Genomic DNA, 23,336 nt, shown 5'->3' on the forward strand with positions numbered 1-23,336 from the left:
GCGTCGTGCAGGGAATCTGGACCACGGAAAGGATTCGCGCGGCGGAGGACCGGTTGCTCGCCGTCACCCCTGACGGCGAGCTCATGCGGCGCGCGGCTTTCGGGCTCGCGGTGCACGCCGCCGAGATGCTGGCCGAGCACACGGGTTCGGTGTCCGGGCGGCGGGTGACGCTGCTCGTCGGGTCGGGGAACAACGGTGGTGACGCCCTGTGGGCCGGCGCGTTCCTGCGTCGCCGCAATGTGGCCGTCTCCGCCATCCTGCTGAAGCCCGAACGCGCGCACGGCCCTGGTTTGGCCGCCTTGAAGCGATCCGGTGGCAAGGTCGTGTCCCTTGAGGACGGTCCACAGTGGATTCAGCGGGCCGACCTGGTCGTCGATGGGATCGTCGGGATCTCGGCGCGCGGGCCGTTGCGGCCGGACGCCGCCGCGTTGCTGGAGCACGTGAGTTCGCCGGTGCTGGCCGTCGATCTGCCGAGCGGGGTGGATCCGGACACCGGCGCCGTCGACGGTCCGGCGGTCGTGGCCGACCGGACGGTCACCTTTGGCGCGCTCAAGCCGGTGCACGTGCTGGCGCCCGCGTCGTGTGGCGAGGTTTCCCTGGTGGACATCGGACTGCGGCTCAGCGAGCCCGATCTGCGGCGGCTCGATACGGCGGACGTCGCCGCGGTTTGGCCGGTGCCCGGGCCGGACGACGACAAGTACAGCCAGGGCGTGGTGGGAGTGGCCGCCGGGTCGGCGACGTATCCGGGGGCGGCCGTGCTCGCGGCCGGTGCGGCGGTGCTGGCGACGTCCGGGCTCGTGCGGTACGCCGGTCATGCCGCGGATGTCGTGCGCGGGCACTGGCCCGAGGTCATCGCGACGGGTTCGGTGACCGACGCGGGCCGGGTGCAGGCGTGGGTCGTCGGGCCGGGGATCGGCACCGGGGGCGAGGGACGGGACGTGCTGCGGTTCGTGCTCGGCCGCGGCGTGCCGGTGTGCGCGGACGCCGACGCGACGACGATCGTCGCGCGGTCGCCCGACGTGCTCGACGCGCGCGATCCGGACACGCCGCTCGTGCTGACTCCGCACGCGGGGGAGTTCGAGCGGCTGATGGGTTCGCCGCCGGGGGCGGACCGGGTCGCGGCGGCGCGTTCGGCCGCGAAGAAGTACGACGCCGTCGTGCTGCTGAAGGGGCACTGCACGGTGGTCGCGGCGCCGGACGGGCGCGCGCTGGTGAACACGCCGCGGGGCTCGTGGCTCGCGACGGCCGGTTCGGGGGACGTGCTGTCCGGTCTGCTCGGCGCGTTGCTCGCTTCGGGGCTCGATCCATGGCTGGCGGCCGGCGCGGCCTCGCACGTCCACTCGCTCGCCGGCTCGCTCGCCGCCGACGGCGCCCCGACCTCGGCCTCCGGCATCCTCGGCGCGATCCCCGATGCCCTCCGGTCCGTCCGTTCCCTGACCTCCTGACCAGGGCCACGACCTGCGTTTAGCCCCCTAACTGCGCTCTGCCGTCGGGCGCCCTCAGATGCCCGGGTTCTGCGGGCGGGCGCCATCAGAGCGCAGTTAGGGGGCTAAACGCAGGTCGGCGGGGCAGGCGGCGGGGGTGGGAAAAAATGCGGGAGTTATCGAGTTACGTGTTAACTCCGGGCGAATAATCTGGTAAGAAGCAGGTGTGAGCGCCGACACCCACCCCGCCGAGACCGCGATGGTCCGGGTCGTGAACGGTGTCGCCCATGTCTAAGACCAGGCCTTCGGACGCCGCCGTCGAGCACCGGCGCCAGGAGATCCTCGACCACGTCATCGCCACCGGCGAGGTCCGCATCGACGACCTCACCACCCGCTTCGGCGTCAGCCTGATGACGATGCACCGCGACCTCGACGACCTCGCCGACCGCCGTCTCCTCCGCAAACTCCGCGGCAAGGTCGAGGCCTATCCCGCGACGACCATGGAGTCGGCCGCCCGCTTCCGCGACACCTTCAACCAGGCCACGAAGGACGCCCTGGGCGACGCCGCCGCAGCGCACGTCCACTCCGGACAGACGGTCTTCGTCGACGACTCGACGACGCTCTTCCCGCTCGTCCGCCGCCTCGCCCAGGTCGAGGACCTCACCGTCATCACCAACTCGCTCGAAGCCGCCCGCATCCTCGGGCCCGCCAAGAGCGTCGAGGTCGTCGTGGCCGGCGGGCGCTACCACCACGAGTTCGACTCGTGCGCCGGCCCGGACGTCGTCGGGTTCCTCGACCGCACGCACGCCGACATCGCGTTCGTCTCGGTCGCCGCGGTCGCGGTCGGCCGCCTGTTCCACCCGGTCCAGGATTACGCCGAGCTCAAGAAGGCCGCCCTGCGCACCGCCGATCGCAACGTCCTGGTCGTCGACAACTCCAAGTTCGGCCGCACCGCCACCTACGCGTACGGCGACATCGGCGACTACGACCTCCTGATCACCGACGAAGAGGCGCCGACCGAGGAGATCGAGGCGGCGCTGACCGCGGGAACCGCCATCGAGCAGGTCGAATGCGCACCGGAGGGCCCGGAATATGAGTTCTGATCTCGTCGCCGGAATCGATTCGTCGACCCAGTCGACGAAGGTCGTCGTCTGCGACGCGACCACCGGCGAGATCGTCCGCACCGGCCGCGCCTCGCATCCCGATGGCACCGAGGTCGCCCCGGCCGCGTGGTGGGACGCGTTCCGCGAGGCCACGGACGGCCTCCTCGACGGCGTCGGCGCCATCGGCATCGGTGGTCAGCAGCACGGCATGGTCACCCTCGACGAAGACGGCGAGGTCGTCCGGCCCGCGTTGCTGTGGAACGACACCCGGTCCGCGAAGGCGGCCGAAGACCTCGGCGCCGAGCTCGGTGCCGAGAACTGGGCGAAGTCCGTCGGTTCGCTGCCGGTCGCCAGCTTCACCGTCACGAAGCTGCGCTGGATGGCGGAGAACGAGCCGGAGCTGGCCGATCGCGTCGCCCGTGTGCTGCTCCCGCACGACTGGCTGACCTGGCGGCTGCTGGGTGACGGCGCCGAGCCGGTCACCGATCGCGGCGACGCCTCCGGCACCGGATACTTCTCGCCCGCCACCGGCGAATACCGCCAAGACCTCCTCGCACACGCCTTCGGCGGCCGCACGCCTGAACTGCCCAAGGTCATCGGCCCCGCCGAAGCCGCGGGCCACACCGCGGACGGGATCCTGGTCTCGGCCGGAACCGGCGACAACATGGCCGCCGCCCTCGGTCTCGAACTCGTCCCCGGCGACGTCGTCGTCTCGCTCGGCACCAGCGGCACCGTGTTCGGCGTCTCCGAGACGGCGAGCGCCGACCCCTCCGGCATCGTCGCGGGATTCGCCGACGCCACCGGCCGCTTCCTCCCGCTGGCCTGCACGCTCAACGCGGCCCGCGTGCTCACGGCCACGTCCGCGATGCTCGGCGTCGAGCTCGCCGAGTTCGACAAGCTGGCGCTCGCCGCCACACCCGGTTCCGGCGGCCTCACCTTCCTGCCGTACCTCGACGGTGAGCGGACTCCGAACCTCCCGGACGCCAACGGCACGCTCTTCGGCCTGACCCGCGCGAACATGACGCCCGAAAACCTCGCCCGTGCCGCCGTCGAAGGCATGCTGTGCGGCCTCGCCGCCGGTCTCGACGCCCTGCGAGAGCAGGGGCTCGAAGTCGGTCGTGTCCTCCTGATCGGCGGTGGCGCGCAGTCGGCCGCCGTCCGCGCGGTCGCGCCGATCGTGTTCGGTGTGCCCGTCGTCATCCCCGAAGTCGCCGAGTACGTCGCGGTCGGTGCCGCGCGGCAGGCGGCCTGGGCCCTCGCTTCCAGCACGGAACCTCCCCGCTGGCAGGAACAGCACGGCTACACCCCACTCGAGCCGACCGAAGCGGACCGCGCCGAAGGGCACCGGATCCAGCAGCGGCATCTCGAAGCCCGCGAACTCGGGCACGGCATTTCCGCGAAACCGAAAGAGGACTGAACCGATGGCCACGATCACCTACGACAAGGCGACCCGGCGCTACGCGGGCTCCGAGCGGCCCGCCGTGGACGCACTCGACCTCGAGATCGCCGACGGCGAGTTCCTCGTGCTGGTCGGTCCTTCCGGCTGTGGCAAGTCCACCAGCCTGCGGATGCTCGCCGGCCTCGAGGACATCGACGAAGGCGCCGTGTGGATCGGCGACCGCGACGTCACGCAGCTGCCGCCGCGTGCCCGCGACATCGCGATGGTGTTCCAGAACTACGCGCTGTACCCGCACATGACCGTGGGCCAGAACATGGGCTTCGCGCTGAAGATCGCGGGCCGCCCGGCCTCGGAGATCAAGCAGAAGGTGCTCGACGCGGCCAAGCTGCTCGACATCGAGCAGTACCTCGACCGCAAGCCGAAGGCGCTCTCCGGTGGTCAGCGCCAGCGTGTCGCGATGGGCCGCGCCATCGTGCGTGAGCCGCAGGTCTTCCTCATGGACGAGCCGCTGTCGAACCTCGACGCGAAGCTGCGTGTCTCCACCCGTACGCAGATCGCCGCGCTGCAGCGCCGCCTCGGCGTCACCACCGTGTACGTCACGCACGACCAGGTCGAGGCCATGACGATGGGCGACCGGGTCGCCGTCCTCTCGGACGGTCTCCTGCAGCAGTGCGACACCCCGCGCGCCCTGTACGACAAGCCCGCAAACGCTTTCGTCGCCGGATTCATCGGCTCGCCCGCGATGAACCTCGTCACCGCGAAGCTCACCGAAGACGGCGCTGAGCTGGGTGGCGCCCGGGTGCCGCTGACCCGCGAAATCCTCGCCAAGGCCGACGGCGACACGGTCACCCTCGGCTTCCGCCCCGAGTCGCTCGAGGTGACCACCAGCGAAGACGGCACCTTGCCGATCAAGGTCGACCTCGTCGAGGAGCTCGGCTCGGACGCGTACGTCTACGGCAAGCTGGCCGAGACCGACGCCGAGGGCGCGAAGTCGAACGTCGTCACCCGTGTGGACCCGCGCACACCGCCGGCCATGGGCGACACCCTGCACCTGCGGATCCGTCCCGACGAGCTGCACGTGTTCTCCGCCACCGACGGGGCGCGCCTGTCCTGAGCCGGTTCGTGGGAAACTGGTGGTCGTTATGACCGCCAGTTTCCCGCGTGCCGAGGTCGTCATCGACCTGTCCGCCATCCGGCACAACGTCGCCCTGCTCGCTTCCCGCGCCCCCTCGGCCCAGACGATGGCCGTGGTCAAGGCCGACGGCTACGGGCATGGCGCCATCGAGGTCGCCCGGGCCGCCGTCGAGGGCGGCGCCACTTGGCTGGGCACCTGTTCCCTCGGCGAGGCGCTCGCGCTGCGCCGGGCCGGGATCGGGGTCCGGCTCTTCAGCTGGCTCGACACTCCTGAAACCGACTTCGCGCCCGCTGTCGCGGAAGACATCGACGTCGCCGTGAGCTCCCTGGACGAGCTTGCCCGGGTGGCCGACGGCGCGCGCCGGGCACGCGACATTAGCGGGCTAAACGCGATCTGCAGGGTTCACCTCAAGATCGACACCGGGCTCAGTCGAAATGGCTGCCCACCTGCGGAATGGCCGGCCCTCGTCAAGGCCGCGGCGGCCGCGAAGCCGCTCGTCGAGGTCGTCGCGATCTGGTCGCACCTCGCCTGCGCCGACGAGCCGGGCCACCCCTCCATCGACGCGCAAGCGAAGCGGTTCGACGAGGCCTACGACATCGCGCGCGCCGCCGGCCTGAACCCGATGCGGCATATCGCGAACTCCGCCGCCGTGCTGACCAGGCCCGACCTGCACTTCGACCTCGTGCGCCCCGGGATCGCGATCTACGGGCTGAACCCGGTGCCCACCGAAGACGACTTGCGCCCGGCGATGACCTTCAAGTCTTCCGTCGTGCTCACGAAGCGGATCCCGTCCGGCGAATCGGTTTCGTATGGCCACAGCTGGACGGCCGAGCGCGACACGACCCTCGCCCTGGTCCCGGTCGGCTACGCGGACGGCGTGCCGCGGTCGCTGTCCGGGCGGATGGACGTCCTCCTCGCCGGAAAGCGTCGGCCGGTCGTCGGTCGCGTCTGCATGGACCAGCTCATCGTCGACTGCGGAGACGCCGAGCCGTCCATCGGCAGCGAGGTGATCCTGTTCGGCAAGGACGGGCCCACGGCGCGGGAATGGGCCGACAAACTGGGGACGATCGACTACGAGATCGTGACTTCGATGTACCGGCCGCGCGTCCACCGCACGTATCTGGAGGCAGGCTCGTGACACCTTCACGGAGACTGCTGGCCATCGTCGGCGGCGTCGGGGCGGTGGCCACCGGCACCGCCGCGGCGATCGCCGTCGCCGCACAGCAGCGGCGGCAGAGTGAGGATCCGTTCGTGGACGAGCCGTTGGGGGACCTCGCACCGGATAGGACCTCGACAGTGGCGGCGGAGGACGGCACGCCGCTCGCGGTCGAGGAGATCGATCCGGCCGATGGGGGAGAACCGGAGCTGACCGTCGTCGGTGTGCACGGTTTCGCGTTGTCGAAGCGCTGCTGGCATTTTCAGCGGCGAGACCTCGCGTCGCTGAAGCTGCCGCGGGTGCGTCAGGTGTACTTCGACCATCGCGGGCACGGGCAATCCGGCGCCGCGACCGCCGAGACCAGCACCATCGAGCAGCTGGCGCGCGACCTCGACATGGTCCTGCGCTCGGTGGTGCCGGAGGGGCCCATCGTGCTCATGGGGCACTCGATGGGCGGCATGGTGATCATGGAGCTCGCCGCGGAGCATCCCGAACTGTTCGACGACCGGGTCTGCGGCGTCGCGTTCATCGCGACCGCGGCGGGCGAAGTCGGCGCTCGGGGGCTTCCGAGATCACTGCTCTCGAAGTACAACCCGCTCACGCGGGGCGTCGGCGGGCTGGCCGGATGGCAGCCTGGGCTCGTCGAGTTCGTGCGCGCGGCAGGAGGGCAGCTGACCCGGCAGGCAGTGCGCCGGCTGGCCTTCGGCAGCCGTGACGTGTCTCCTCGACTTGTCGACTTCATGCTGGAAATGCTCGAAGTCACGCCGGTGCGCGGGCTGGTGAACTTCGTCGACACGCTCGGCAGCCACAACCGGTACGCCGCGCTCGCCGGGTTGAAGCACGCGCACGTGCTGGTCGTCGGCGGGGATTCCGACCGGTTCACGCCGATCGCACACGCCGAGCGGATCGCGGCGGAGCTGCCCGACGCGGAGCTGGTGCGCGTCCGCGGCGCGGGGCACATGGTGCAGCTGGAACAACCCGAACTGGTGAACAGCCACCTGATCGACTTGGTGCAACGGTGCACCGGCACCGATGGTGAGACTTCCGAACGGCGGACCTGGTGGTGGCAACGCTGATGAATTTCGCTTTCCCGACTCCCGAATCGACCATGGATTTCGGGCGTGAGCTCGGACGTTCGCTGCGCGCGGGCGATCTGGTGCTGCTCGCCGGGCCGCTCGGGGCGGGCAAGACGACGCTGACCCGCGGGATCGCGGACGGTCTCGGGGTCGGCGGGCGGGTCAGCTCGCCGACGTTTGTGCTGGCGCGGGTGCATCCGGCTGGGGCTTCCGGGGTCGCGCTGGTGCACGTCGACGCGTACCGGCTCGGTGGGGATCTCTCGCAGCTGGACGACCTGGACCTCGACACCGAACTGGAGCGGTCGGCCCTGGTCGTCGAGTGGGGCGAGGGCACCGCCGAACGGCTGTCGGACGACTACCTCGTCGTGCGCCTGGAGCGCAGGGAAGACGATGTCCGCCTGGTCACCCTGGAGCCACACGGCACCTGGACGTCCCGCACGCCCGACCTGCGTTTAGCGGGCTAATCGCGATCCGCGGGCGCGACCTGCGTTTAGCCCCCTAATCGCGATCTGCGGGCACCGGATCGCGATTAGGGGGCTAAACGCAGGTCGGCGGGGCCGACGACGGAGCGCGCGATTCCCAGGTCGACCAGGTCTTGGGGGCGCAGCCGCAGTCGGTCCGCGAGGGCGGGGACTTCGTCGGCGGGCAGCTTGAGGATCGCCGCGGCCGCTTCCGGCGAGGTCACCGAGAAGTACGCGTTGGGGGTCACCCACGTCGACCCCGGCGCCGCGAACGCGAGCGCGCCCCCGGAGCCGCCTTCCCCGATCACCAGCGTCGTGATCGGCACGACCGCGCTCGCGACCACCTCGAACAACTCCGCGATCGCCCCGCCCGCCCCGGCCCGCTCGGCCGCCTCGTCGTTCGCCGCTCCGGGAGTGTCGACGAGGGTGAGGACCGGAATTCCGAGCCTCGACGCGAGCCGCACGAGACGCGCCGCCGTCCGAAATCCAGCGGGCGACGTCGGCGTACCGCACTGGGCCGCGTACGCGATCGCTCGGCCGCTGCGCCAGCCGAAGCCGCACAGGACACCGGAGTCGACTCCGCCGCACCTGTCGCCCGAGACCTCCTCACGCCAGTCGAAGTACGCATCGAGATACTCCGCTGCCCGAGGCCGCTCGGCAGAGCGCGCGGCTTGGACCGCGTCCCATCCGCTTTCGGGCAAGTCCGTCGCTCCGAGCGCGCCAGGCGGCGCCGCGGCCTCCAGCGTCGGCGAAGTCAGAAGCCGCAGCCATCGTTCCAACGCCGCAGGTAAGTCGGCTGACGCCACGATCTGGTCGACCTGGCCCCACGCGAGCTTCGCTTCGGCCGTGTACGCATCTGGAGAAGCGCCGGCAGGCCGCACCCGGGAACCGGCGAAGCCGACCTGCGCCCCGGGCAGCGCGAGAACGACGTCCGCGCTCGCGCCGAGGGTCGCCCAGCCGCCGCCCGTCGTCGGATCGCGCAGCACCGAGACCTGCGGCACCGACCGGGCTCCGGCCGCCGCCCGCGCGATGCGCTGCAGCTGCGAAAGCGCCCGCATCCCGTGCTGCATGCGGCTGCCGCCGGTCGCGATCAGCGACACCACCGGCAACCCGGATGCGACCGCCCGCGCGAAGGCCGCTTCGACGCGGTCACCGGTCCGCTGACCGATCGACCCGCCCAGGAACCCGAACTCGAAGGCGATCACGACCGCCTCGACGTCACCGATCCTGGCGGTCCCGCAGAGCACGGACTCGTCTTCACCGGTCCGCTCTTCGGCGGCCTCACGGGCCGAGCGGTAGCCCGGCCAGCCGATCGGACCGTCGTCCGGTTCTTCGGAACGCGGAACGGCCAGATCCTCGAAACCGGTCGCGATCTCCTTGATGACAGACCGCGCCGACGGCCTGCTCATCCGAGTGCCCGCTTCATGACCTTGCCCATGTCGTTGCGTGGCAACGCCTCCAGGTAGCGGACCACCCGAGGCCGTTTGTGCGGCGACAACAGGCGTGAGACGTGGTCGGCGAGTTCCGACTCCGCCGGGCGTTCTCCATCGGGCACCACCCAGGCCACGATGCGCTCGCCGAGGTCGTCGTCGGGCTCGCCGGTCACCGCCACCTCAGCGACGCCGGGATGCTCCATCAGCGCGTTCTCGATCTCGCCCGCGCCGATCTTGTAGCCGCCGCTCTTGATCAGATCCGTCGCCTTCCGGCCGACGATTTTCACGTACCCGGCCGCGTCGCGGGTCGCCATGTCGCCGGTCCGGAACCAGCCGTCGTCGAAGGCGGCTTCCGTGGCGTCGGGGCGGTTCAGGTACTCGGTGAACAGGTTCGGCCCGCGGACCTGGATCTCGCCAACGGTCTCGATCTCCTCGACGGGCTCGCCCGCTTCGTCGACCAGCCGAAGATCGACGTCGCGCAGCGGGACGCCGACGGTGCCGGGGACGTGCTCGCCGTCGGCGCGGATGCTGGTGTTCATGAGGGTTTCGGTCATTCCGTAGCGCTCGATCACGCGCCGGCCGGTCGCCGCGGTGATGCGCTGGTGGTCGTGGACGGGCAGTGCGGCCGACCCGGAGACGAGCAGCCGGGCGCTGCTGAGCGCTTCGGCGAGCGACGAGTCTTCACCGACTTCGCCCGCGATGCGGTGGTACATGGTCGGGACGCCGAACATCATCGTCGCTCCGGAGGCGAGTTCGCGTGCGACGCCTTCGGTGGAGAAGCGACCGAGATGCCGGACCGAGCCGCCGCGCCGGAGCGGGCCGAGAATGCCGAGGATCAGGCCGTGCACGTGGAACAGCGGGAGTCCGTGGACCAGGACGTCGTCGGCGGTCCATTCCCAGGCGTCCTCGAGCGCGTCGAGGGTGGTCGAAATGGCGCGCCGGGGGAGGACGACGCCCTTGGGCGGGCCGGTGGTGCCGGAGGTGTAGACGATCAGCGCCGGGGCTTCGGCGTCCGGTTCCGCAGGGAGATCGACCGATGTGCCTTCGAGAACGATGCCGCGGCGCGGCAGGCCGCTGAGCCCTGCGGGCAGGTCGGCGCCCGGTTCGGCGAGAACCAGGACGGGCTCGCTGTCGGTGAGGATGTGCGCGAGCTCGCGCTCGCCGATCTTCGGGTTGAGCGGGATGGCGGGGACGCCGGCGATCAGGGCGGCGACGATGGCGACGCTGGTGTGCACTGTGGGCGTCGCCCAGACGGCGACGCGGCCGTCCGGCAGGTCGCGGGCGAGTGTGCCGGCGATGGCCGCCACGTCGTCGTAGGTGAGGGAGGTGTCGCCGAAGCGGAGCGCCTCCTTGGCCGAGCCGCTCGCCAGCGTGGGGAACATCCGATCGGGCACCGTGTGACCTCCTGCTCGACTCCGCCGGCCGGGGCGCTTGGAGCCAAGGAACCCCGCTTTCGGAACCGTACCCGCGCAAGCCGCCCACACCCTGCGACCTGCTTCACACCCCTCCGCCGACCTGCGTTTAGCCCCCTAATCGCGATCTGTGGGTCCGGAAGGCGAGGACCCGCCGGCTCGCCTTTAGCGGGCTAACTGCGATCCGGTGGGCGGGGATCCAGATCGCGTTTCGCCCCCTAATCGCGATCCGGTGGGCGGGGGTGTGGGGTCCGGCGGCAGGGCCGGTGCGCGTCGCGTTTAGCGGGCTAAACGCGATCCGGCGCAGGGGAGCGGCCACGTCACCCGACCTGCGTTTAGCCCCCTAATCGTGATCCGGGGCGCTGGTCGTAGGCTGGGTAACCGTGCTGGTACTGGCCATCGACACCTCGACCCCGGCGGTCACCGCGGGCCTCGTCGCCCTGGACGGCGACGTCCTCGAGTCACGCGGCGACCGTGTCACGGTCGACCCGCGCGCCCACGGCGAGCTGATCACGCCCCACGCCCTCGAAGCCGTCGAGGCCGCGGGCGTTACCCTTCGCGACCTCGACGCCATCGTCTGCGGCGTCGGCCCCGGCCCCTTCACCGGCCTTCGCGCCGGCATGGCCACCGCCGCGTCGCTCGCCCACGCCCTCGGCATCCCCGCCCACCCGGTCTGCAGTCTCGACGCCATCGCCGCCGACGTCGCCCCCGGCGAAGCGCCCTTCCTCGTCCTCACCGACGCGAGGCGCCGCGAGGTCTACTGGGCCGCGTACGCCGCCGACGGCTCCCGCACCGACGGCCCTCACGTCGAGCGGCCCGCGGACCTCCAGACCACCATCAAGGTCGCCGCGGGCGACGGCGCCCTCCTCTACGCGGACACCCTCGGCGTCCAGCCGATCGAGCCGCGCTTCCCGTCGCCTCTCGGGTTGGTCAAGGCAGCCGACTTCGGCGCAGAGCCCGCCCCGCTCACCCCGCTCTACCTTCGCCGCCCCGACGCCGTCGAACCGGCCGCGCGCAAGAAGGTGACCACGCCGTGAGGCTGGAACCCTTACGCCGCAAGGACATTCCCCGCTGTGTCGAGATAGAGAAGATCCTCTTCCCCGGCGATTCACCCTGGACCGCCTACGCCTTCCACGCCGAACTCGACGGCGGCGGCTACTACCTGGTCGCCCGTCCGGATGAGAGCGACGAGGTCATCGGGTACGCCGGGCTCGCCGTCGTCGGCCGCCGCGGCGACTACGAGGCGAGCATCCACACGATCGGCGTCGACCCCGGCCACCAGCGCAGGGGCATCGGCACCACGCTCTTGAAGGCGCTCCTCGATCGCGCGGACGAACTCGCCGCGCCGGTCTTCCTCGAAGTCCGCACCGACAACGACGCGGCGATCACGCTCTACGAGCGGCACGGTTTCGAACGCGTCGGCCTCCGGAAGCGTTACTACCAGCCTTCCGGCGCCGACGCCTACACGATGGCCCGCCCGCGGGCCCAGGTCCGAGACGAGGTGGCGGGCTGATGCCGCGCATCATCATGGGCATCGAGAGTTCGTGCGACGAGACCGGTGTCGGCCTCGTCCGCCTGCACGACGACGACACGGTCGAACTCCTCGCCGACGAGGTCGCCTCCAGCGTCGACCAGCATGCTCGCTTCGGTGGCGTCGTCCCCGAGGTCGCCAGCCGCGCGCACCTGGAGGCGATGGTCCCGACGGTCGAGCGCGCCTTCGACAAGGCCGGGCTGAAACTGTCCGATGTGGACGCGATCGCGGTCACCGCGGGCCCCGGTCTCGCGGGCGCGCTGCTGGTCGGCGTCGCCGCGGCCAAGGCGTACGCCGCCGCGCTCGACATCCCGCTCTACGGCGTCAATCACCTCGCCGGGCACATCGCCGTCGACACGCTCCAGCACGGCCCGCTGCCCGACCGCTGTCTCGCCCTGCTCGTGTCGGGCGGGCACACGCAATTGCTTCTGGTGGACGACATCGCGTCCGAGATCACCGAGCTCGGGTCCACTGTGGACGACGCGGCGGGCGAGGCCTACGACAAGGTCGCCCGCGTGCTCGGCCTGCCGTACCCCGGCGGCCCGCCCATCGACAAGGCCGCCAAGAACGGCGACGGCGCGGCCATCGCGTTCCCCCGCGGGATGACCGGGCCGCGCGACGCCAAGTTCGACTTCTCCTTCTCCGGCCTGAAAACCGCCGTCGCCCGCTGGGTCGAAGGCGCCGAACGCCGCGGTGAGGAGATTCCCGTGGACGACGTCGCCGCGTCGTTCCAGGAGGCCGTCGCCGACGTGCTCACGATGAAGGCGATCCGCGCGGCCAAGGAACACGGCGTCGACACGCTGGTGATCTCCGGCGGCGTGGCGGCGAATTCGCGACTGTCCGAACTCGCCGCCGAGCGCTGCGCCGAAGCCGGGATCACCCTGCGGGTTCCTCGGCCGCGGCTGTGCACCGACAACGGCGCGATGATCGCCGCGCTCGGCGCCCACGTGGTCGCCGCCGGACGGCCGCGGGCATCGCTCGATTTCTCCGCGAATCCGGCGCTGCCGGTGCAGATCGTCTCGATCTAACGGGATTCGGCGACGGTGCGTGGCGCCGGAGCGAGATTGAGCAGTTCTTCCAGCGCGGCCACCGACAGCGCGGCGGCATTGCCGTCACCGTAAGGATTTCCGGCGTGCGTCGGATGAAGGTCGCCACGGAGGACCTTCGCCGCGGTGTCCGCGATGAGGCCGGTGTCCGTCCCGACCAGCCAGGCGCAGCCCGCCTCGATCGCTTCGCGCCGCTCGGTGACGTCGCGTAGCACCAGGACGGGGGTGCCGAAGGTCGGCGCTTCCTCTTGGATACCACCGGAATCGGTCAGGACGAGCTCGGCGAGCCGCAGCGCGCGCACGAGGTCGGGATATTCGAGCGGCTCGGTGATCGTCACCCGCGGCGTTCCGCCGAGCGCGGTCGTCACCTGATCCCGCACGGCCGGATTGGGATGCACCGGGAACAGCACTTGGACGTCGCTGTGCTCCGCGACGATCAGTTCGATGGCCGCGAGCGTGCGGCTCAGTGGCTCGCCCCAGGACTCGCGCCGATGCGACGTCACGAGGACGAGACGTTCGCCCGCCTCGGCGATTTCCATCTCCAGCAAGGCGAGGGCGGTGTCCCTCGCCGGGAGATCCCGCTCGGCGATCGCGATCACGGCGTCGACGACAGTGTTGCCGGTGACGGCGATCCGTTGGCGCGGAACACCTTCCGTGCGCAGCGCGGCCGCGGCGGCCGGTGTCGGCGCGAGATGCAGAGCGGCGATGCGCGAGATCATCTGCCGCGTCCCCTCTTCGGGGAAGGGCGCGGCGAGGTCGTGCGTGCGCAGGCCGGCCTCCAGATGCACGACCGGGATGCCCTGCCAGAACGCGGCGAGCGCGCCGGCCAGCCCCGTCGTCGTGTCGCCTTGGACGACGACCGCGGCCGGGGCGACACGACGCAGCACGTCGTCGAGTGCGGGCAGCAGCCCGGAAACGAGTTCCGCCTGGGTGCCGGTGGTCCTGGGCGGGGTGTCGAGCCAGGCGTCGACCGGCAGTCCGAACGGGATCAGCGCCTGTTCGACCATGCCCTGATGCTGTCCGCTGTGGACGACGAAGGGCCGTAGGTGCGGGTGCTCCGCCAGGGCCAACGCCAGCGGCGCGAGCTTGACCGCCTCCGGCCGCGTTCCGGCCAGCAACATCACATCCACGCGTTCGCGCTCCTCATCCACGTTTCGAGTGTCCCGCACAACGCGGGTGATGGCCGCCGGCGCGCGAGGGGCCCACGCCGGCGGCCGTTCCGTCCGGGGAAGCGTCAGCTCCCCATCTCGCCGAGCCGTTTCGTGCGGCGGTAGCCCGCGATGACCGCGATGGTTCCGAGAACCAGCAGGATCACCCCGACGGCCAGCCACCAGCCGACGTCGGCCCCGGTGGCGGCGAGGGCACCCACCCCGCCACCGGCGACGCCGACTCCGGCGCCAGGCAACTTGTACATTTCGACCTCACTTCACCCAGGTCAGGCGGTGGTCGCCGGACGCCGGTTGCGGACGACGCGGATACCGACCGGGATGGCGACGGCACCGAGCAGGCCGAGACCGATCCACAGCCCCGCGCCCGAAGCGAGCGGCACGGGCAGGCCGGCCGGGCCACAGGTCGCCGACGAGACGATCACGTCGCCGGAACCGAGCGGGGTGAGGGCTTCGCCGAGCAGCTTCACGTGGATGGCGTTGACCGTGAGGCTGCCGTCCTGGTTCTTGATCTGCTCGTTCAGGATGATCGTCGCGACGTTGACGGTGCCGAGGCCGACCTTGATCTGCGTGTTCGGCGCGGGCGTCGAGTCGACCGTCCCCGCGCTGCCGAGGTTCGCGCCGACCAGGTTGGTCGCACCCTGCACACCCTTCTGGGTCGCGGTGCAGGTGGCTTCGACGACCTTCACGCCGACCGTGCCGAGAGCGCTCTTCAGCAGCGGCAAGCCGACGTCGGCGGTGCTGGCCTTGGCGGTGACGGCGCCGGAGTTCTCGTCGCGCTTGGCTTCGGTGTTGATCGCGCCCGCGGTGAGCACACCGGTGAGGTCGACCTTCGCGAGGCTGTTGGTGGTCGGCCCGGAGGTCTTCGCCTCGGCGAGCGGTCCGGCTTTCACCGCGTCGAGGCCGAGGAGCTTCACATCGACCTTGACGCCGTACGCGGAGCCGTCGCCGGGGGCCGCCGAGGCGGGCGCCGCGCCGGCGATGGCCACGCTCGCCACCACAGCGGCGAGCAGTCCACCTCGTCGCAAGAGGTGCGTGTTCTTCAACTGGTCCTCCGAATTGATTTCGTGGGGGAGTTTCTCTTGATCTGCGGTCGACACGAAGGCACAACCGTCGCGGACGAATCCTCAGCTGGCCTGACTCGGCTCGCGGATCGTCTATCGCCGAGTGTTTCTTAAATTGAACAGAAAACTGCGAGGATCACCGGATCAGGTGGTCTTGCGGACATTTACCGCAGGTCGCCGAAGGCTTCACCCTTTCGGCCTAGTCAGTTTCTCCACGATCGTGCCGAAAGGGCCCATGATCACGTTGGAAATGCGAACCCCGGTCGAAAGGGCCGGTTCCCGCTGACTTACTCTCGTCGGCGAGTTCCTGTCCGCTGCGCCGGATCCCCGTCGTCTGCTGCGTCTTTCCTGAGAGGGTCACCGTGGCCGTTGCGAGCGCTCCCTTGCCGAGTTCCAGCCGGTTTCCGCTGCGTATGGCGGTACTGGCGGTGCTCGCCGTCGCGGTCGGCCTGGTGCTGGCCGAACGCCTGTACCGGGTTTTCGAAGTCCAGCTCTCCGGTCTGATACTGAGAGTCATCACCACATCGGGTGTCTTCGTCGCCGGTGAACGCGAGACTGTCTACTTTGGGTTGTCGGGCGATACTCCACTCGGGTTGAGAATGACTCCGGAATGCTCGTCGGCGTTCATGTTGCTGCCACTGCTCCTGGTGACCGCCGTCATGTTGTATTTCCGTCCGGGAAATGCGAAGCGGCTCTTCACTTCGTTGCTCATTTCCGCGATCGTCGTCATTCTTGTCAATCAGATGAGGGTTTTGGCCATCGTCGGGCTGGTGAACGTGATGGGTATCGACGAAGGCTATTACTGGGGTCACACCCTGCTCGGTTCGATGGTCAGCGTCCTCGGCGGCGCGATCGCCCTCGTGCTGTTCGTCTGGCTGAGCACCCGCAAGCCCCGTGCCGAACGCGTGGCCGCCTGATGGGCGGCGGCTCGATCAAGATCCTTCTGGCGATCACCCAGGCCTTCGCGCTCACGATGAGCGTGGCGTTCATCGTGTACGTGGTCGTGATCGTCGTGCCGTACCTGCGGCGCAAACCCGCGCCCGTCGGTGACGCCGCCGACTTCACCTGGCACTTCTTCGTCCCGTGCCGGGACGAACAGACCGTCATCCGGGAAACGGTGCGGTACCTGCGGTCGACGTTCCGGCACGCGCACGTCTGGGTCGTCGACGACGACTCCGAGGACCGCACGGCCCGCGTGGTCCGGTCGATCTGGCGGCGCAACGGCGGCTACGACCCGTACCTGCATCTCGTTCCCCGGCGCCGTCCGGAGGCGAGGACGGGCAAGGGCGACGCGCTCAACGCCGCCTACCAGGCGCTCAACGATTGGATGGGCCCGGACGCGAGCCGGGACGACGTGGTCGTCGTGGTCGTCGACGCGGACGGGCGGCCGGCGGCGAACTGCCTGGAGGTGTGCGCCGCGGACCATCTCTTCGGCGACGAGACGATCGGCGCGGTGCAGCTCGACGTCTGGATGGGCAACGCCGGGACCCGGCCGCCGGGGAAGAACTGGTTCTCCCGTGCGTTCGGGCTGAAGCTGGCGCAGATGCAGGATCTCGAGTTCCGCACGGCCATCGCGGCCATCCAGACCTCGCGCGGCTTCACCGGCACGATCTCCATGGGCGGCAACGGTCAGTTCACCCGGCTGTCCGCATTGGACTCGATCGCCGGGCCGGACGAACAGCCGTGGCGCGGTTCGCTGCTGGAGGATTTCGAACTCGGCGTGCATCTGCTGACCGCGGGCTGGCGGACCGGCTACACCCCGGATTCCCATGTGAAACAGGAAGGTCTGTACAGCCTGCGGCGCTTCCTGGTGCAGCGCACGCGCTGGGGCCAGGGCACGATGCAGTGTTCGCGGTATCTCCGGCGGATCTGGGATTCGCCGCACGTGAGCACGCTGGGCGCGGCGGAGATGATGTACTACCTCGCGCAGCCGTGGATGCAGCTGCTCGGCTCGCTGCTGTACCCGATCCCGTTCATCCTGCTGCTCTTCAGCACCGCCGGGGATCCGGCGCAGGTGTGGACCTGGTTCGCCGACGACGGCGCGTGGATCCTGTTCGCCATCTACGGCTCGTTCGGGCTGCTGCCGTTCATCGTGTGGGGCCCGATCTACCAGTTCAAATGCCTGAAGAGCCGCAATGTCCTACGTGGACTGGGGATGGGCTTCGCCTACGCGCTGTACATCTACACGTTCTACATCACGTCGTGGCGCGCGCTGTTCCGGCTGGTGCGCGGCCGCAACGGCTGGTCGAAGACGCGGCGGAACACCGAGCACGCCCCCGGGGTCAAGGTCGCGCTGGACTCCTGACCCCGGGGACGGCCTCTACAGGGCGGGCAGGACCCGGACGTCGTCCGCCTTCACGAAGGCGATGCGGTGTCCGAACTGGATCTGCACGTACTTCGTCTTGCCCTTGACGACCACGTGGTTCGCCGGGTCGAACGTCGTCGCCGAGTAGTACTCGGAACCGAGCAGATTGCCGACGGAGTACCGCTGCCCGGCCGAGAACGTGTACGGCAGCGGGACGACCTGCTGCACCGGCACGTTCGCCGGGTAGGCCTCGGCTTCGGGATACGCGCGGCCGAACACCGGCACGGTCGCCAGGCCCGGCTTCGGGGTGACGACCAGGCCGAACGTCGGGCTCGTCGTGCGCTGGTCGCGGAACCAGCCCTTCTGGCCGAGGTACCAGATCGCCGTCCAGCCGTCGCGGCGCTCGGCGACGACGTACCGCTGGCCGGTCTCCGCCCGGCTGCCGATGTCGGAAACGGCCATCGTGCTCGCCGAACCGTCCGGGCGCAGGCCGATGTCCTTGAGCAGCGGTGCGGTGTCGTTCGGCTCGCTGCGCAGTACGACCGAACCGGAACCCCTTGCCGGGCAAGGCTTTCCCGCGGTCTCGCAGCCGGTGAAGGCGGGCTGGTTCGAGGCGAAGTCCGGGGTGATGGTCACCAGCGGCGAGCCCGGGCGGCCGAAACCGGAAAGCGGCGCGCCCATCAGGTCGAAGTAGTGCGCCCAATCCCAGTACGGGCCCGGATCCCAGTGCATGCCCCGGATCGTCGACGGGAGCGTGCCGGGGACGTTGTCGTGGCCGAGGATGTGTGCGCGGTCGAGCGGGATGTCGTACTTCCGCGCGAGGTAGCCGACGAGCTTCGCGGAGGTGCGGTACATCGCCTCCGTGTACCAAGTGCCCTTCGCGGCGAAGCCCTCGTGCTCGATGCCGACGGACTTCGCGTTGACGTACCAGTTGCCCGCGTGCCAGGCGACGTCCTTGGTCGGCACGTGCTGCGCGATCTGGCCGTCGGACGAGCGGATCGTGTAGTGCCAGCTCACGTACGTCGGGTCGGTGACCAGGTCCATCGCCGTGTCCCAGTAGCCCTCGGTGTCGTGGATGATGATGTATTCGACCTTCTGGCTCGTCGGCCGGTCCGCCTTGTCGTGATTGCCGTAGTCGTTGTTCGGCAGCTCCTGGTACGGCGCCGGCACCGAAAGGCACGAGATCTTCTTCGGGCACTCGATCTTCGGGTCGTCGGCCTGGGCGCGCGCCGGGCTCACCGGTGACGCGGCGAGGGTGACGTTCTGGCCGTCGTCGGTCCTGCGGCTGACGCCCTTGGAGATGGTGTCGAAGACTTCGTCGGCGAAGGACTGAGCCCCCTCCGCGTCCTTCGCGCCGCTGTAGCGCTCGACAGCCGCCCGCCAGTCGCCGGTCTCGCGCTGGTACTTGGCCAGCAGTGCGGCGCCACCGCGGATGTTCTGGGTGGTGTTCGTGCGCAGTGTCGCGACGTCCTGGCCGATCAGCGCGGCCGCGTCGTCGATCGTCTGGAGGCCGGGCGGGGGAGGCTTCGGCGCCGGAGTCGCAGGGAGTTTGGCCGGGCGGGCGTCGTCGCCGCGCGGGTCCTCCTCGCCTTCGTCGTGATGCGTGCCGGTGCCCGCTTCGCGCAGGTCGGTCAGGTGCATCGGGCCGTACCCGGCGGACGTGCTGGGCGTGCCCGCGTTGAAGTCCCAGCGCGACTCCAGGAAGGAGACGCCGAGCAGGACGTTCTCGGGAACGCCGAACTCCTGCGCGGCTGCCGCGAAGTCCCGCTGACGCTGCTGGTCCGCGGGGGCGGCTTCAGCGGGGACGGCGGTGAGGAGTCCGGCGGTGAGGCTGAGGATCGCGAGCCCGGCGGTCCGTCTGGACCGGCGCCGGAGCGGCGCGAGGGAAACGGGACGGAAGGGACGCGGCATGGGCGTATACCCCCAGTGACTAGGTCTGCTGAACAGGACCGACCCCAATGGTCGGAACCTAACCAGAAACCGGCTTGGTCCGTAAGGCCCCTCCGGATCGCGATTAGGGGGCTAAACGCAGGTCGGTGGCAGGGTGGGAGGCATGGAGCTTCTGCGGGAGAAGGACCACGTCTTCCTCGACTTCGACGGGCCGGTGTGCGACGTGTTCGCCAGGCTGCCGGCGAGCGAGGTGGCGGACAGGCTCAAACGTCTCATCGAACCCGAGGTGCTCGACTCGGCCGATCCGTTCGACGTGCTCCGGTTCGCGGCCTCCTGCGGTCCGAACACCGCGCACGTCGTCGAGCGGCAGCTCAGCCGCTTCGAAGGGGAGGCCGTCGCCCTGATCTCGCCGTCACCCGGACTCGCGGACGTGCTGCGTGACTGGCGTGCGCAGGGATTCACGGTGACGATCGTCAGCAACAACTCGGTCGACGCGGTCCGGGCGTTTCTGGGGCTGCACGAACTCGCCGAGCTCGTTCGCGGGATCAGCGCGCGGACGTCGAGCGATCCCGCGAGGCTCAAGCCACAGCCGGCGCTCCTCGACGCCGCGGTGAAGGCCCTCGGCACGTCGCCGGGGCAGTGCGTCATGGTCGGCGACTCCGTCGCGGACATCCTGGCCGCTCGCGCCGCCGGCGTCGCATCGATCGCCCTGGCGAAGACACCAGCCAAGCGCCGGACCCTCGCGGCCCTCGACCCCGATGCCCTGGTGACCGACCTCGCCGACCTGCGTTTAGCCCCCTAATCGCGATCCGGTGGTCCGGGGCGGAACCAAAACGGCCGGTCAGGGGCTCGCGGACAAGGTGAGCGGACCCTCCTTGCGAAGCTGGCACTCACATGGCTAGAGTGCTAATTGCACGGCCCGAACACGCCCCGGCACCCGCGACGGCGGGGGTGGTAGGAGCCGTAACTAATCCTGCCAACGCTTTCGACGACCGTGGAGGTCAACCCGGTGAGCGTGAACATCAAGCCGCTCGAGGACAAGATCGTTGTCCAGACGAGTGAGGCCGAGGAGACGACCGCTTCCGGCCTCGTCATCCCCGACACCGCCAAGGAGAAGCCCCAGGAGGGCAAGGTTCTGGCCGTGGGCCCGGGCCGCATCGACGACAAGGGCAACCGCGTTCCGCTGGACGTGGCTGTCGGCGACGTCGTCATCTACTCCAAGTACGGCGGCACCGAAGTGAAGTACAACGGTGAGGACTACTTGATCCTTTCCGCTCGCGACGTGCTGGCCGTCATCAACTGACGTCCGCTCTCAGCGCATGACGCCCCGGGCCCCGCATTGCCGGGGACCGGGGCGTTCGTGTTTTCCGAGCTTTAGAACTGGAAGGTAAGCGGAACAGGCCATGCCCAAGCAGATCAGTTTCGACGAGGACGCTCGTCGCGCGCTCGAGCGCGGGGTGAACAAGCTCGCCGACGCGGTCAAGGTCACCCTCGGCCCGCGCGGTCGCCACGTCGTGCTCGACAAGAAGTTCGGTGGCCCGACCATCACCCTCGACGGCGTCACCGTCGCTCGTGAGATCGAGCTCGACGACGCGTTCGAGAACCTCGGCGCCCAGCTCGCCAAGAGCGTCGCCACCAAGACCAACGACGTCGCCGGTGACGGCACCACGACCGCGACCGTGCTCGCGCAGTCGCTGGTGAAGGTCGGCCTTCGCAACGTCGCCGCCGGTGCGAACCCGACCGCCGTCGGCCGTGGCATCGAGGCCGCCGCGGAGAAGGTCATCGCCGTCCTCAAGGAGAAGGCGACCCCGGTCAAGGGTCGCGACAACATCGCCCAGGTCGGCACCGTCACCTCGCGTGACGCGGCCATCGGCGCCCTGCTCGGCGAGGCCGTCGAGCGGGTCGGCGAAGACGGTGTCATCACGATCGAGGAGTCGTCCACGCTGGCGACCGAGCTCGTGATCACCGAGGGTGTGCAGTTCGACAAGGGTTTCCTGTCGGCGCACTTCGCGACCAACCCGGAGGAGCAGAAGGCGATCCTCGAGGACGCCTACATCCTGCTCGTCCGCGAGAAGATCTCGGCGCTGGCCGACCTGCTCCCGGTGCTGGAGAAGGTCGTCGAGGCCAAGAAGCCGCTGCTGATCATCGCCGAGGACGTCGACGGCGAAGCGCTGTCCACCCTCGTGGTGAACTCGCTGCGCAAGACGATCACCGCCGTCGCGGTCAAGGCGCCGTTCTTCGGTGACCGCCGCAAGGCGTTCCTGGACGACCTCGCGGTCGTCACCGGCGGCGAGGTCATCTCGGCCGAGATCGGGCACAAGCTGTCCGAGACCACGCTGGCCCAGCTGGGCAACGCCCGCCGGATCGTCGTCACCAAGGACGACACCACGCTCGTCGACGGTGCCGGCACCAAGGACGACATCGCCGGACGCGTCGCGCAGATCCGCAAGGAGATCGAGAACACCGACTCCGACTGGGACCGCGAAAAGCTGCAGGAGCGGCTGGCGAAGCTCGGCGGTGGTGTCGCGGTGATCAAGGTCGGCGCGGCCACCGAGACCGAGCTGAACGAGCGTAAGCACCGCATCGAGGACGCCGTGGCTTCGACCAAGGCGGCCGTCGAAGAGGGCATCCTGCCCGGCGGTGGCTCGGCGCTCGTGCACGCGGTCAAGGAGCTCGACGGCGGTCTCGGCCTCGAGGGCGACGAAGCGACCGGTGTGCGCATCGTCCGCGACGCGCTGTCCGCCCCGCTGTTCTGGATCGCGACCAACGCGGGCCACGAGGGCGCGGTCATCGTGAACAAGGTCCAGGAGCAGAGCTGGGGGCACGGCTTCAACGCCGCCACCGGCGAGCTCACCGACCTGCTGGCCGCCGGCATCGTCGACCCGGTCAAGGTGACCCGGTCCGCGGTGGCGAACGCCGCTTCCATCGCCCGGCTCGTGCTCACGACGGAGAGCTCCGTCGTCGAGAAGCCGGTCGAGGAGGAGCCCGCCGCGGCCGGTCACGGCCACGCGCACTAGTTCCATCCCTGAAGCGGGGCGGTACTCCAGCCGGAGTGCCGCCCCGCTTTGCTGCGCCCGCGCGCCCGACCTGCGTTTCGCGGGCTAAACGCGATCTGGGTGGCCTGGGTGACCGCGGCCGCGCTGACCTGCGTTTCGCGGGCTAAACGCGATCCGGGTCGCGCGAGGGCCCACAGCCGCCCGACCTGCGTTTAGCCCCCTAAACGCGATCCGGCGCCGGAGACGCGGAAGGGCGGCACCCCACCCGGATGCCGCCCTTCCGCGTCGCCGACTCGGCCGGATCAGCCGTTCGACATGCTCAATTGGCGCTTGTCCGCCTTGATGATGTGCTCGCGTTCCGATTCCGACAGCCCGCCCCAGATCCCATACGGCTCGTGCACGGCGAGCGCGTGGTTCCGGCACATGGCCAGTACCGGGCAAGCCAGGCACACGGCTTTGGCCCTCGCCTCGCGGCGGGCTCTGGCCGGCCCGCGCTCGCCGTCAGGGTGAAAGAAGGACGCGCTGTCCATGCCTCGGCACGACCCTTCGAGCTGCCAGTCCCATACATCCGCGTTGGGCCCCGGGAGCCTGCGTGTGTCCGCCATCCTGACCGCCTCCGTCATCCGGTCGAAGCGTTTACCTGCTCTGCTGCGCTGCGGATACTCCATTCGGTGCAACGGCGGTAACGTTAGAAGCGCGCCAATACTTGTTCAAGAGATTCAAGACGATTCAGCCGTTA

General features: G+C 69.9%; 22 protein-coding genes. 15 read left to right on the plus strand and 7 right to left on the minus strand.

Annotated features, from left to right (window positions below; all coding sequences use genetic code 11):
* The first annotated feature begins 5 nt into the window (after positions 1–5).
* The 7 genes from ACOCEP_RS14915 to tsaE all read left to right on the plus strand — a co-directional run bounded on the left by ACOCEP_RS14915 (position 6) and on the right by tsaE (position 7,757).
* A complete protein-coding gene (locus ACOCEP_RS14915) occupies positions 6–1,445 on the plus strand; it encodes an NAD(P)H-hydrate dehydratase (protein WP_482337813.1) in 1,440 nt (479 codons plus the stop codon).
* A gap of 266 nt (positions 1,446–1,711) precedes the next feature.
* Entirely contained in the window at positions 1,712–2,527 is an 816-nt protein-coding gene (locus ACOCEP_RS14920; protein WP_482337815.1) for a DeoR/GlpR family DNA-binding transcription regulator, read from the plus strand.
* Positions 2,517–3,944 (plus strand): xylulokinase, encoded by a 1,428-nt coding sequence (xylB, locus tag ACOCEP_RS14925; protein WP_482337817.1) that lies wholly within the window; start codon positions 2,517–2,519, stop codon positions 3,942–3,944. The genes ACOCEP_RS14920 and xylB overlap by 11 nt, the downstream gene beginning before the upstream one ends.
* 4 nt (positions 3,945–3,948) lie before the next feature.
* Positions 3,949–5,040: an ABC transporter ATP-binding protein gene (locus tag ACOCEP_RS14930; protein WP_038519743.1), complete on the plus strand. Its 1,092-nt coding sequence runs from the start codon at positions 3,949–3,951 to the stop codon at positions 5,038–5,040.
* 28 nt (positions 5,041–5,068) lie between these two features.
* Entirely contained in the window at positions 5,069–6,199 is a 1,131-nt protein-coding gene (alr, locus tag ACOCEP_RS14935; RefSeq protein ID WP_482337818.1) for an alanine racemase, read from the plus strand.
* On the plus strand, positions 6,196–7,293 hold the full coding sequence (locus tag ACOCEP_RS14940) for an alpha/beta fold hydrolase (RefSeq protein WP_482337819.1): 1,098 nt from the start codon (positions 6,196–6,198) through the stop codon (positions 7,291–7,293). Before alr ends, ACOCEP_RS14940 begins: the two co-directional genes overlap by 4 nt.
* Positions 7,293–7,757 carry a tRNA (adenosine(37)-N6)-threonylcarbamoyltransferase complex ATPase subunit type 1 TsaE gene (gene tsaE, locus ACOCEP_RS14945; RefSeq protein WP_482337821.1) on the plus strand — a complete coding sequence of 155 codons (465 nt, stop codon included), beginning with the start codon at positions 7,293–7,295 and terminating at the stop codon, positions 7,755–7,757. The genes ACOCEP_RS14940 and tsaE overlap by 1 nt, the downstream gene beginning before the upstream one ends.
* Before the next feature lie 65 nt (positions 7,758–7,822).
* On the opposite strand, the gene ACOCEP_RS14950 is transcribed toward tsaE, so the two are convergent.
* Positions 7,823–9,163 carry a carboxyl transferase domain-containing protein gene (locus ACOCEP_RS14950; protein WP_482337823.1) on the minus strand — a complete coding sequence of 447 codons (1,341 nt, stop codon included), beginning with the start codon at positions 9,161–9,163 and terminating at the stop codon, positions 7,823–7,825.
* Positions 9,160–10,581, minus strand: a complete 1,422-nt coding sequence (locus ACOCEP_RS14955) for an acyl-CoA synthetase (RefSeq protein WP_482337825.1) — start codon at positions 10,579–10,581, stop codon at positions 9,160–9,162. Before ACOCEP_RS14955 ends, ACOCEP_RS14950 begins: the two co-directional genes overlap by 4 nt.
* 401 nt (positions 10,582–10,982) lie before the next feature.
* On the opposite strand from ACOCEP_RS14955, the gene tsaB reads away from it, so the two are divergent.
* Genes tsaB through tsaD form a run of 3 tightly spaced genes read left to right on the plus strand, consistent with a single transcriptional unit; the run spans position 10,983 to position 13,158 of the window.
* Positions 10,983–11,636, plus strand: coding sequence for a tRNA (adenosine(37)-N6)-threonylcarbamoyltransferase complex dimerization subunit type 1 TsaB (gene tsaB / locus ACOCEP_RS14960; protein WP_482337826.1), 654 nt, complete (start codon positions 10,983–10,985; stop codon positions 11,634–11,636).
* Positions 11,633–12,112: a ribosomal protein S18-alanine N-acetyltransferase gene (rimI, locus tag ACOCEP_RS14965; RefSeq protein ID WP_482337828.1), complete on the plus strand. Its 480-nt coding sequence runs from the start codon at positions 11,633–11,635 to the stop codon at positions 12,110–12,112. The genes tsaB and rimI overlap by 4 nt, the downstream gene beginning before the upstream one ends.
* Positions 12,112–13,158: a tRNA (adenosine(37)-N6)-threonylcarbamoyltransferase complex transferase subunit TsaD gene (gene tsaD / locus ACOCEP_RS14970; RefSeq protein ID WP_125788863.1), complete on the plus strand. Its 1,047-nt coding sequence runs from the start codon at positions 12,112–12,114 to the stop codon at positions 13,156–13,158. The genes rimI and tsaD overlap by 1 nt, the downstream gene beginning before the upstream one ends.
* Here the strand turns inward: tsaD and wecB are convergent.
* The 3 genes from wecB to ACOCEP_RS14985 form a co-directional block, all read right to left on the minus strand.
* On the minus strand, positions 13,155–14,306 hold the full coding sequence (wecB, locus tag ACOCEP_RS14975; RefSeq protein WP_482339720.1) for a non-hydrolyzing UDP-N-acetylglucosamine 2-epimerase: 1,152 nt from the start codon (positions 14,304–14,306) through the stop codon (positions 13,155–13,157). The two genes, tsaD and wecB, sit on opposite strands and share 4 nt — an antisense overlap.
* Before the next feature lie 104 nt (positions 14,307–14,410).
* Positions 14,411–14,590 carry an LPXTG cell wall anchor domain-containing protein gene (locus tag ACOCEP_RS14980; protein ID WP_007031099.1) on the minus strand — a complete coding sequence of 60 codons (180 nt, stop codon included), beginning with the start codon at positions 14,588–14,590 and terminating at the stop codon, positions 14,411–14,413.
* 21 nt (positions 14,591–14,611) lie between these two features.
* A complete protein-coding gene (locus ACOCEP_RS14985) occupies positions 14,612–15,388 on the minus strand; it encodes a choice-of-anchor P family protein (protein WP_482337830.1) in 777 nt (258 codons plus the stop codon).
* Positions 15,389–15,819: 431 nt separating this feature from the next.
* Here ACOCEP_RS14985 and xrtP point away from each other — a divergent pair, with 431 nt between their 5' ends.
* A complete protein-coding gene (gene xrtP, locus ACOCEP_RS14990) occupies positions 15,820–16,323 on the plus strand; it encodes an exosortase P (protein ID WP_240595781.1) in 504 nt (167 codons plus the stop codon).
* Positions 16,323–17,711: an XrtP-associated glycosyltransferase gene (locus tag ACOCEP_RS14995; protein WP_378343623.1), complete on the plus strand. Its 1,389-nt coding sequence runs from the start codon at positions 16,323–16,325 to the stop codon at positions 17,709–17,711. Before xrtP ends, ACOCEP_RS14995 begins: the two co-directional genes overlap by 1 nt.
* Before the next feature lie 15 nt (positions 17,712–17,726).
* Here ACOCEP_RS14995 and ACOCEP_RS15000 read toward each other — a convergent pair whose 3' ends face one another.
* Complete coding sequence (locus ACOCEP_RS15000) at positions 17,727–19,622, minus strand: N-acetylmuramoyl-L-alanine amidase (protein ID WP_482337832.1); 1,896 nt, start codon at positions 19,620–19,622, stop codon at positions 17,727–17,729.
* 142 nt (positions 19,623–19,764) lie between these two features.
* On the opposite strand from ACOCEP_RS15000, the gene ACOCEP_RS15005 reads away from it, so the two are divergent.
* The 3 genes from ACOCEP_RS15005 (at position 19,765) to groL (ending at position 22,618) form a co-directional block, all read left to right on the plus strand.
* Entirely contained in the window at positions 19,765–20,403 is a 639-nt protein-coding gene (locus ACOCEP_RS15005) for an HAD family hydrolase (RefSeq protein ID WP_482337834.1), read from the plus strand.
* 207 nt (positions 20,404–20,610) lie between these two features.
* Positions 20,611–20,904 carry a co-chaperone GroES gene (gene groES, locus ACOCEP_RS15010; RefSeq protein ID WP_009072407.1) on the plus strand — a complete coding sequence of 98 codons (294 nt, stop codon included), beginning with the start codon at positions 20,611–20,613 and terminating at the stop codon, positions 20,902–20,904.
* Between the two features lie 100 nt (positions 20,905–21,004).
* A complete protein-coding gene (gene groL, locus ACOCEP_RS15015; protein ID WP_482337837.1) occupies positions 21,005–22,618 on the plus strand; it encodes a chaperonin GroEL in 1,614 nt (537 codons plus the stop codon).
* A 281-nt stretch (positions 22,619–22,899) separates the two neighbouring features.
* On the opposite strand, the gene ACOCEP_RS15020 is transcribed toward groL, so the two are convergent.
* Positions 22,900–23,202, minus strand: coding sequence for a WhiB family transcriptional regulator (locus ACOCEP_RS15020; protein ID WP_034305019.1), 303 nt, complete (start codon positions 23,200–23,202; stop codon positions 22,900–22,902).
* Between the last annotated feature and the right edge of the window lie 134 nt (positions 23,203–23,336).

This window comes from Amycolatopsis sp. CA-211722 (genome assembly GCF_056828465.1).

Excerpts from the sequence above, each read along its gene's own strand:
- xrtP (WP_240595781.1), top strand. The coding sequence starts at position 15,820 with ATGGCGGTACTGGCGGTGCTCGCCGTCGCGGTCGGCCTGGTGCTGGCC.
- ACOCEP_RS14920 (WP_482337815.1), top strand. The coding sequence starts at position 1,712 with ATGTCTAAGACCAGGCCTTCGGACGCCGCCGTCGAGCACCGGCGCCAG.
- xylB (WP_482337817.1), top strand. The coding sequence starts at position 2,517 with ATGAGTTCTGATCTCGTCGCCGGAATCGATTCGTCGACCCAGTCGACG.
- ACOCEP_RS15020 (WP_034305019.1), bottom strand. The coding sequence starts at position 23,202 with ATGGCGGACACACGCAGGCTCCCGGGGCCCAACGCGGATGTATGGGAC.
- ACOCEP_RS14995 (WP_378343623.1), top strand. The coding sequence starts at position 16,323 with ATGGGCGGCGGCTCGATCAAGATCCTTCTGGCGATCACCCAGGCCTTC.
- ACOCEP_RS15000 (WP_482337832.1), bottom strand. The coding sequence starts at position 19,622 with ATGCCGCGTCCCTTCCGTCCCGTTTCCCTCGCGCCGCTCCGGCGCCGG.
- ACOCEP_RS15005 (WP_482337834.1), top strand. The coding sequence starts at position 19,765 with ATGGAGCTTCTGCGGGAGAAGGACCACGTCTTCCTCGACTTCGACGGG.
- ACOCEP_RS14950 (WP_482337823.1), bottom strand. The coding sequence starts at position 9,163 with ATGAGCAGGCCGTCGGCGCGGTCTGTCATCAAGGAGATCGCGACCGGT.
- alr (WP_482337818.1), top strand. The coding sequence starts at position 5,069 with ATGACCGCCAGTTTCCCGCGTGCCGAGGTCGTCATCGACCTGTCCGCC.
- tsaD (WP_125788863.1), top strand. The coding sequence starts at position 12,112 with ATGCCGCGCATCATCATGGGCATCGAGAGTTCGTGCGACGAGACCGGT.
- ACOCEP_RS14930 (WP_038519743.1), top strand. The coding sequence starts at position 3,949 with ATGGCCACGATCACCTACGACAAGGCGACCCGGCGCTACGCGGGCTCC.
- tsaE (WP_482337821.1), top strand. The coding sequence starts at position 7,293 with ATGAATTTCGCTTTCCCGACTCCCGAATCGACCATGGATTTCGGGCGT.
- ACOCEP_RS14980 (WP_007031099.1), bottom strand. The coding sequence starts at position 14,590 with ATGTACAAGTTGCCTGGCGCCGGAGTCGGCGTCGCCGGTGGCGGGGTG.
- groL (WP_482337837.1), top strand. The coding sequence starts at position 21,005 with ATGCCCAAGCAGATCAGTTTCGACGAGGACGCTCGTCGCGCGCTCGAG.